Annotated in this window: 9 protein-coding genes and 2 pseudogenes; 10 read left to right on the forward strand and 1 reads right to left on the reverse strand. The window is 34.1% G+C overall.

The features are described 5' to 3' along the window. Positions 1-180 precede the first annotated feature (180 nt). Together H131_RS25715 and H131_RS22320 are read left to right on the forward strand one after the other, a co-directional pair. Positions 181-1,182 (forward strand): hypothetical protein, encoded by a 1,002-nt coding sequence (locus tag H131_RS25715; protein WP_419185173.1) that lies wholly within the window; start codon positions 181-183, stop codon positions 1,180-1,182. An 11-nt stretch (positions 1,183-1,193) separates the two neighbouring features. Next, positions 1,194-1,547: a hypothetical protein gene (locus H131_RS22320; protein ID WP_010861410.1), complete on the forward strand. Its 354-nt coding sequence runs from the start codon at positions 1,194-1,196 to the stop codon at positions 1,545-1,547. Positions 1,548-1,866: 319 nt separating this feature from the next. Here H131_RS22320 and H131_RS22325 read toward each other — a convergent pair whose 3' ends face one another. After that, positions 1,867-2,067, reverse strand: a complete 201-nt coding sequence (locus tag H131_RS22325; RefSeq protein ID WP_010861411.1) for a helix-turn-helix domain-containing protein — start codon at positions 2,065-2,067, stop codon at positions 1,867-1,869. Between the two features lie 163 nt (positions 2,068-2,230). Between H131_RS22325 and H131_RS22330 the strand changes: the two are divergent. From H131_RS22330 to H131_RS22360, 8 genes and pseudogenes are all read left to right on the forward strand, one after another. Continuing rightward, positions 2,231-3,006 (forward strand): annotated as a pseudogene (locus H131_RS22330) (recombinase family protein). 132 nt (positions 3,007-3,138) lie between these two features. Next, complete coding sequence (locus H131_RS22335) at positions 3,139-4,371, forward strand: IS110 family RNA-guided transposase (protein ID WP_010861412.1); 1,233 nt, start codon at positions 3,139-3,141, stop codon at positions 4,369-4,371. A 165-nt stretch (positions 4,372-4,536) separates the two neighbouring features. Continuing rightward, positions 4,537-4,806 (forward strand): hypothetical protein, encoded by a 270-nt coding sequence (locus tag H131_RS22340; protein WP_036132555.1) that lies wholly within the window; start codon positions 4,537-4,539, stop codon positions 4,804-4,806. Positions 4,807-4,809: 3 nt separating this feature from the next. Further along, positions 4,810-5,226 carry a hypothetical protein gene (locus H131_RS22345; protein WP_010861414.1) on the forward strand — a complete coding sequence of 139 codons (417 nt, stop codon included), beginning with the start codon at positions 4,810-4,812 and terminating at the stop codon, positions 5,224-5,226. 446 nt (positions 5,227-5,672) lie between these two features. After that, positions 5,673-5,975, forward strand: a pseudogene (locus tag H131_RS24085) (IS110 family RNA-guided transposase); the annotation flags it as partial. A gap of 361 nt (positions 5,976-6,336) precedes the next feature. Then, positions 6,337-6,720, forward strand: coding sequence for a hypothetical protein (locus H131_RS22350; protein ID WP_010861415.1), 384 nt, complete (start codon positions 6,337-6,339; stop codon positions 6,718-6,720). Positions 6,721-7,709: 989 nt separating this feature from the next. Next, on the forward strand, positions 7,710-8,015 hold the full coding sequence (locus tag H131_RS22355) for a hypothetical protein (protein WP_010861416.1): 306 nt from the start codon (positions 7,710-7,712) through the stop codon (positions 8,013-8,015). Between the two features lie 168 nt (positions 8,016-8,183). After that, positions 8,184-8,666 carry a hypothetical protein gene (locus H131_RS22360; RefSeq protein ID WP_010861417.1) on the forward strand — a complete coding sequence of 161 codons (483 nt, stop codon included), beginning with the start codon at positions 8,184-8,186 and terminating at the stop codon, positions 8,664-8,666. Positions 8,667-8,950: the final 284 nt, after the last annotated feature.

The following is an 8,950-nucleotide window of genomic DNA, read 5'->3' on the forward strand; positions in this document are numbered from 1 at the left end:
GCTGTCGGCAAAGTCAAGAATGCCGCCAAGTCTGTAAAAAAGAAAATCAAAAATACGAAAAAGAAACTGAAAAAAGCTATAAAAAAGGCAAAGAAAAAACTAAAGAAAAAGCTCAAGAAAAAGATTGGGAAAGTATTTACAAAAGCCAGGAAGCTTAAGAATAATCTATCGAAGAGTAAAATGGTGAAGAAGTTTAAGCGGACTGCCAAGAAAGTAGTACTTGCAGCGAAGCAGGCGGCAAAGAAAACCTCTACCAAGGTAAAACAAGCCGTGAAGGAAGTAAAAGCGAAGGTGAAAGAGACAGTCGTGCCATTAAAACCTTCGAAAGGCAAAGTAGAAAAAATATCCAAAAAAGTCGGTAATAAAATCCAAGGAGAAGCTGAATTAGCGAAATTCTTTGACGAGTACCTTAAAGACCGAAAGACGGTTGGACCAATAGGAAACAAGTATTCAGTTCAGGATGGCAATCCACTGACAACTTTACAGGACAAACAACGAGTATTAGGTGGAGGAAATCATTCGCGAACTAAAAAATCTACAGCAGTAGACCAATTTATCTACAGTTTGCTTATTGAAGATTATGTTACATTGGTTGACCCTAAAGCTACTCTTGGAGAGAAAGCACTTGCGGGACTTTCCATGGTACCAATATTCAAGCCAGTGAAAGCAGTAGATGCAGCTTATGACACAGCAAAAATCTATAATAAAACACGTGTTATAGAGAATGTAAATGATAGCAAAAAAATAAGAGCTAGTTCAAATTTCAATAATTATAAAAATAAAGAAAAAGAAGTTTTAGAGAATATTAAAAATTCCGCAAAGAAAGTTGAAGTCACTGAGCAAGATTCCAAACAACTTGCAGAGTATGCTAAGAGTCTTGATAAGGGTACGGGTAATGGTGTAGGTAATTTTGTAGGAAAAATTAATGCCGATAATATTCCTAACATGACTAAAAATGATATATTAGAGGGGCTACCAAGTAACTGGAAACACACCGAAAATAACGGTTTTGTTCATATTAGAGATGCTAATGGAAATGTCCGGATGAAAATTGACCCTCCTGATAAAGTTACAAAGTATGACCATGTTCATATATTTGATGAAAGTGGTAATCCGCTTGATGTAAACCTAAACGTTGTGGATAGAAAAAGCCCAGATGCACATATTCCATATAAAAAGTGAGGTGGAGTAACTTGAATGCACAGAAAATACTAAATGAAATTGAAGAACTGCATTATTGGGATGCTAGAGTCTTGCAAATGGAGTCAAGTTTTTTTGGAGATGAACTCAGAATTGTATTTGAAGACACAGATTTTAATGTAATCTTACTTTTCACTGGATGTTCGAAATTCTCATTTGTAACAAGTATTGGTGATAGATTGGAACCCTTAAAAGAGTTAACGAAAACTCAAATTCCTTATTTTATTCAGGATGTTGAGATTACAGATGTGCAGATTGATGGAAAAGATATATTAAAATGTAATATTTTAATGCCGCCTTTAAATGTAGAAGTTGTTTGTAATACTATACTAATTGAAAAAGAATAATAAAAGAACCTTGATTTGGCTAATGAGCCTATCAAGGTTTCTTTTTTGTTGGTGGGGATACCCAGTGACGAATAGTTCAATTGTTATGCAGAGAATATGAGTAACTCCTGTAAGCCCCATATTAAGTTTTTACGAATTATATAGTACGTACAATACCTTTAAAAAGTATGTCCTATTTACTCTTTATTTTGTTAAGCAAATAACCATAATATCATCAGTTACCACCATTTCTATTCTCCAAAGCCATACCTTCGCTTTCTCCCTGCCTTTAAATTTTTCGCAACTTTGACGTACATAGAACGATTGCTAGTACAAGAGGCTACTCCACCTCGATTAACTCCTGAATGCCGATGTCTAACACTTTGCATACTGTTTCTAATGTTGATAGATAAACCCTGTCCACATTGTCTGAACAAAGATGACTAATTGTATTTGGTCGCAGCCCTGTCATTCGTGCCAATTCACGCTGTGAAAGGTCACGTTCTTTCAAGATTTCTTTAAGTTTGATTGATATAGGCATGATAGTTCCCTTCCTCTATTTATATTACTATTACGATACACAATAAATTTGTATCGGTAAATGGGTTGAATGTATCGCTAAAGCCGCATACAATGAATTTATACTAAAAATAGCGGCTAAGCGTTACGTTAATCTCAATTAGCGTAACGGAGGGGGAAATATCATGAAAGTAATCGGATATATTCGAGTATCCACACAAGGACAAGCAAGGGATGGATATAGCCTTGCATACCAAGAAGATGAAATCAAAGCATACTGTCAGGCTCAAGGATACACGCTTTTACGCTTGTTTAAGGACGAGGGTATAAGTGGGGCTAAAGTGGACGAGGAAGCGTTAGAAGTGGACAGATTAGGTTTTCAGGAGATGTTGGAGTATCTCCCCACCATGAGGTGGATTATGTTGTAACACTTAATACAAGCCGTTTATGGCGGTCAGACATTGTGAAAGTGTTAGATCATCGAGAAATGAAAAAGTATGGAGTGGACATTCGGAGTATTGAACAACCGCAATACAGTATCCACAAGAAAGACCCTAGCGATTTTTTAATCAATGGCTTAATGGAGTTATTAGACCAATATCAACGTTTAGAAATCTCTTTAAAGCTAGGGAGAGGGCGAAACAAGAAAGCCCAACAGGGCGGCTATGCAGGAGGAAATGTTGCATTAGGCTATAAAGTGAAGAAAGGTCAGAAAAGACTAGTTGTTGATGTGGGACAAGCACTGACCGTTCAAAGAGTGTTTGACTTAAAGGAACAGTATCCTTCATGGTCTTTAACTCAACTAGCGGAACAACTGAATGATGACGGACATCGAACAAAACAAGGAAAGTTATTTACGAAAGTCCAGATCAAACGGATTTTAGATAGAAAAGCCTTTTATAGTGGGTTATACCGCTATGGAGACATAACAGCAAATGGCAAACATCAAGCCATTTTATAACGGTTAACAGATAGAGGATGGATAGGCTTTCGTACCCTTGCGAGTCTAAAGAGACTAACGCTCGACCTAAGGTTGCCGACATTCTCTGTCTTGCTTTTTCCGTTCAATCTAATATAGGGGTGAGGTTTTCTGATGAAACGAGATAAGCATATTTATATAGGGCTAGATTTACACAAGTTCCAACATACAGCGGTAATAGTGGATTGTTGGTTTGAAAAGCTAGGAGAAATGACCTTTCAAAATAAACCATCCATTTTTCCAAGTTTACTAGAATATGTGAACAGGTTTCTTACAGAAGGTTTGACCCCTGTATTTGGATTAGAAGATGTGGGCGGTTACGGAAGAGATTTAGCGTTATTCATAATAGAACAGGGCTATATCGTTAAGTTTGTCAATTCCTCTTTATCCAATTCAGAACGAAACAGCTATGCGATGACACAAAAGAATGATAGTTGGGATGCTCAATGTGTCGCAGATGTTTTAATTCGTAAGTTACCATATTTACCTGACGCTACACCATCGGATATTCATTGGATAATCGCTCAACTTGTAGGCAGAAGAAACGCCTTAGTAAAAGCACAAACAGCTTTGAAGAACCAATTGCATATGCAATTAAACTATTTTTATCCAAGTTACAAGGAGTTCTTTTCAGAAGTAGATGGGAAAACAGCTTTAGCCTTTTGGGAAAGCTATCCTTCACCATCTCATTTGGAGGGGGAAACAGTAGAGGACTTAAGAACATTCTTACTAGAAGCGAGTAACAATACTTGTTCCACTAGAAAGGCAGAGCAAATAATGTCACTCGTTCTAGCTGATGGAGAGGTAAAGCGTGAATACCAAACATCAAGAGACTTTATCATTCAAAGCATAGTAAGAGATATCCGCTTTAAGAAACAGGAAATCAAGAAGGTGGATAAAGAGTTAAAGGTGACCATTCAAACGTTAGGTATGCAGCTTGAAACTATGCCAGGGATTGATACGGTTACTTCCTCCGCATTGATTGCAGAGATTGGTGACATTCATCGTTTTGCCAATTCTGATAAACTCGCAAGATATGCAGGAATTGCCCCTATTAAGATGGGTTCGGGCGGTAAGGAAACGATGAAGAAAACAAAACAAGGTAATAGAAAGCTATATGACATCTTTTACAACCTATCTGTCCAACAAGTCCAAGTTAGTAAAGGTAGTAAAATACCTCGAAACCCTGTCTTTTATGCTTACTATAACCGTAAGCTAAGTGAAGGGAAGTCAAAGTCACAAGCCCTTCTTTGCATTATGAGAAGATTAGTCAGAATTATCTATGGTATGATGAAAAATAAAATGGCTTATATTATGCCAGATCAACCAGAAACAAAAGCTAGTTAATCAATATGGGTGGTGGTTGAACAAACTGCCATTCTTTTATAAAGTACATTTTTAGATATTCCTAAGGGTACGGGTAATATTGGGAAACTGACAAGAGATCAGGCCAGACATACTGCTCAAAATCTACTGAAAAATGGAGAAGTTAGTAAGTCTAGTTTGGAATCAATGATTCCTTCGAATATTCCAAATTCATTTAAACCAACCGATACTATTACTGATGGAGCAAAATATGAATTTTCTCTTGCCGATGGACAAAAGGCTATTATTCGCTGGCATTCTCCAGACCCTATAGCGGCAAGCAAATATCCAGGATCAGCATCAGGTTCAAGATGGACTGCACAGATAAAAATCGGAAATAAACAGCTAAAATCAGACGGAACATGGACAAAAAATCAATCCTTAAATGAGGTTCATATTCCAATAGAAGGGAAATAAAATATGGATATAAATGAAATTGAGAATCTACCTGATAGAATACCAACACTAATATCAATGTTTCAAAATGCATTGGATCAATTTAAAAATAATAAAATTGAAAAAGATAGCTTTTTATTAATTCTTAGTCAACTAACAGACAGGCAAGTTATGACATACGAGTTATTAAGAAGTGATATAAGAAATGATATTGATAGAACTCTCTCTAGATTATGGAATACAGATTCCTATGATGAAGTAGATATTATTCTTTCTATTGTAGTAAATCTCGGTCTAGAAATTTGCTTTAATAAAATAAAAGAATCACTGGAATATTATAAGGATATAGATAAATCAATCCTAGATGAAATACAAGAAACAATAGATGAAGTAGGCGAGAATATCTCTAATCCGTATTATAGTTTGGAAAAATTCAAATAGTCTGTTACTAGTTTGAGATGCCCATAAACCAAATATACACTGGTTATAATGGGACTTGAATTACTATCTTGCCTAGATCAAAGATACCCAGACTTAAATTTAAAGATAAGTATACAAATTGTTGAGGAGTACATGGATTAAATTTGGAGTATCAAAGTTTTTGAATCCAAAAGATTATGCGAAAAAATATTTAATTTAGACTAATTACTTCTTTAGAAGAAACAAATAATGATATTTTGTATCAAGAGAGATTAATCCCGATTTCCAAGCAAACCTTGATTGGCTATTTGCCTTTCAAGGTTTTTTACTTTAATTTATATTAAATCAGCTGATATTTGAGTGAGACAATAAGAAAATTATTTGTTTGAGAATCGAGACCTCATGAAGGTAGTACCATCATGGAGTTTGGTTTTAATATAGGATAGTGTGACAAGTACGATAATTAGATTGCGCCTGTTTACTTTGGTTCTGGTGGGAAAGGAAGGGAACAAAAAAGCAAGCAGGGAAATCGGGCGCTACATGCTTTATTTTACAACTTAGCCGTACAGCAAGTACAAGTGGCAAAAGGAAGTAAGCTGCCAAGGAACCCAGTATTCCATGCATATTATCAACGGAAACTAAAAGAAGGCAAAACAAAGGGACAAGCATTGGTTTGTATAATGAGACGGCTTGTAAACGTTATATACGGTATGATGAAGCACAAAACAGCCTATGAATTGCCGATAATAAAAGAGGAAGAAGTAGTTTAATAAGGATTAAGATAGATTGTTTTTTATTAGCAGATTTTAAGATTACAACATAGGGTACGGGTAAAGGTGATGACTTTGCAAAAGAACCATTTGTACCTGATGAATATTGGCATAGGAAAGCACCCGATAATGCAACGCCAGGTTCAAAAATAGAGCATTACAGAGATTATAATGGAAAAAAAGAAAAATCCACTGTAATTTATGATGACTTCGGTAGACAACACTATCGGGTAGATCATGCGGACCATAGTATGCCACTAGACCATTCCGTTCCACATTTGTATGAACGTAAATTTGACGACCCTGGATACACTGAAAAGGGTAAGGAATTCAGGTATAATTTTTTTGAGGAGAAAGAGAAATGATAAATGAGTGGTATGAAGGAACAGAGTTAGAAAATAAAATTCCTAATTTCAAATCAACTGATGTTAAATTTATTACTGATTTCCATTATTTTATTGGATACAATTCTTATTATGATCAAGTTTCATTTTTAGAAATTAGCTTTTTATTAGAAGTCGATAGTCGGAAGTTTATTTTGAAAATGAAGTTTAATGATGTTACTACTTTAGATTTATTAGGATTTGGAAATAGTTATAATCAAACAACAGGCTTTAGAATTAATAATTTGAAAGATAAAGGTTTTGAATTACCAAAAAAATATTTAGTAGAAGATTATGAGAATAACATTATTAAGTTTTTTTGTGCAAGCTTTGAAGTGTTGTCAGTAGTAGAAACTTCTTAATTATAAGATACTTATTTACTAGCTGTAATTCATAATGAGAGTTTACACAGGCAGTACTATCATGGTGTTTTATTTTACATCTGGGAGAACTGGGCGAAATGAATTTTTTAAGTTAAGTGAAGTATGATATGGAATAACTACAAACTATCGAGAATGACAAAGCTCTTGGCGATAAACAAGGATATAAATAGTTTTTTAATTGTGTACAGTTAAAGATATCCTTGAATTTGAATTAATAACTCATGAAGGCTAGACCATCAAGGAGTGCTATTTTAACAATTAAGCAATAAGAGCGAGAGAAGGCGAGATGACATTTTACTTACAAGGACCACTTATGGATGTATTAAGCAACAAACACACGAGATTAAGCAAGATAAAAGGTTTAAACGTTACACTTGCCAACTAGGATAAAAGATGGGTACTGTCGATATAAAAATAACTTATAAACTTGCAAATATTAATAAACTTAGAAAATATATAAACTTAAAGCACTTGATTGCCTATAACAGGCGACAAGTGCTTTTTCGTATTTTCATATACATAGATTGAGAAGATGATGATTATTTAATTAGTGTACTAAGTATTAAATTTTATACAAGTACTAGCATACAAGGGGAGGACCAGGCAATGGAAATAGAGGTTTCGATATGGTAGGAGTGCAGAAATACAAAGTGAAAATAAAGATTTATAGTGGAACATATAGCTATGAACTGCACATGCGGAAATGTGACGATGTATACATTCATATATATTTTAAAAACGTTATAGAAACAGAGAGTCACTTATATACCCTAAGAATTGAAGCAAGACCAGAGCATTACTCGCATTTTTGAGAGTAATGGATAAATGGGCAAGTCGAGTAGAAATTAACTTAAATCCAACTAAACCAGCTGATAAATCTAGTGGTCGATGTAATCAAAACAAATGGAGAGATAGGAACTATTTTTCCAGATAGTATGTTACAACTGTAGTATAGGGAGGTATTAAAAATGTTTGAGGAAAAAGTAAGAGCAGTCTTAGGTGCAAGAGCATTACTTGATGATAATGACCCGAGAATCGAGCAAAAATGGGAAGAGCTAATTGTCGTACTAAGTGAAGATGAAAACTTGACTTTGAATTTCTTACAGATTTGTACAAAAACAGAGCTTTCATTTTTAAGTGAGATTTTCGAAGAAGTGGCATATAATTTACAAAGTAAAAAGTATATAGATTTACTATACTGCTTAGATCAAAGATACCCAGACTTAAATTTAAAGAGAAGTATACAAATTGCTGAAGAGTACATGGGAATTTAGTTAAGTTTGGTTTGTAATTTAGAATATGGAAAGAGTAATCAGCCTTTGAAGAGATTTTAATTTTTCAAGAAAGGTTTTTGTAAACACCCACTCAGCCAAGCCCAGTTATGAGGAATACTACTTTAATAATATGTAAAATAATTGAGGTGAAAGACTATTGGGAATTTATTGAATATCGCTGTTAAACGCTTATCAACAATTCAATTTGAAAATGTGGCTGATAAGATAAAAGAATCACATCACGTATTGATTAGAGAGTATTTTCGAAGGATTAATGTATTTTTAGATAATGTGGATATTGTTGTTGATACATATCCTATATTCAGTATATCTAAAGTTCTCGGAAAGACGTTAGAAGGTGATATTTTTAATGTTTGTCAAAAAGTTGATGGGATTAATAATCTTTATATAAAAGCAATTTGTTTCTGTTATCTTGAAATTTCTGAACTAGCTGATGAGGGAGTCAGTGAAGCGATTGCATATATCGACTTGTTTGAACCAATAATTAAATTTTTGGAAAGAGGAGGCGTCTTTAGTATTCGGCAAGGTGAAATGATTGTTGGAAGTTCATCTTATCCTCTAAAATACTGGAGGGATTTAGATATACCTGTTTATGATATAAGTGATGTTTCTTTAGACAGAATAGATTAAAAAGTAAGTAGCCTATACAATAAAAGTTAAAGAGAGAAGGTTTTGTATTTTAACTTTACCATGTATAGACAGAGAAAGAAGGAAGATTAATACAAGGTAAAATTAACAAAGACACAAACCATCTTGAGTATATTGATTAATAAGGGGTAGTTAAGTTGCATATCAAGAATTACAAAAATATAACAGATAAGTTAGATTGTCTTGGCTCATGGACTTATGAAGAAATAGTTGAAATTAAATACAATATTGAAAATAATTTTGAAGATAATTGAGTCAATTTCGTA

This window comes from Lysinibacillus sphaericus OT4b.31, from assembly GCF_000392615.1.
Classification (GTDB): domain Bacteria; phylum Bacillota; class Bacilli; order Bacillales_A; family Planococcaceae; genus Lysinibacillus; species Lysinibacillus sphaericus_B.

Coding starts and splice junctions, on each gene's coding strand:
- H131_RS25715 (WP_419185173.1), top strand. CDS start 181: ATGGTGAAGAAGTTTAAGCGGACTGCCAAGAAAGTAGTACTTGCAGCG.
- H131_RS22325 (WP_010861411.1), bottom strand. CDS start 2,067: ATGCCTATATCAATCAAACTTAAAGAAATCTTGAAAGAACGTGACCTT.
- H131_RS22335 (WP_010861412.1), top strand. CDS start 3,139: ATGAAACGAGATAAGCATATTTATATAGGGCTAGATTTACACAAGTTC.
- H131_RS22340 (WP_036132555.1), top strand. CDS start 4,537: ATGATTCCTTCGAATATTCCAAATTCATTTAAACCAACCGATACTATT.
- H131_RS22345 (WP_010861414.1), top strand. CDS start 4,810: ATGGATATAAATGAAATTGAGAATCTACCTGATAGAATACCAACACTA.
- H131_RS22350 (WP_010861415.1), top strand. CDS start 6,337: ATGATAAATGAGTGGTATGAAGGAACAGAGTTAGAAAATAAAATTCCT.
- H131_RS22355 (WP_010861416.1), top strand. CDS start 7,710: ATGTTTGAGGAAAAAGTAAGAGCAGTCTTAGGTGCAAGAGCATTACTT.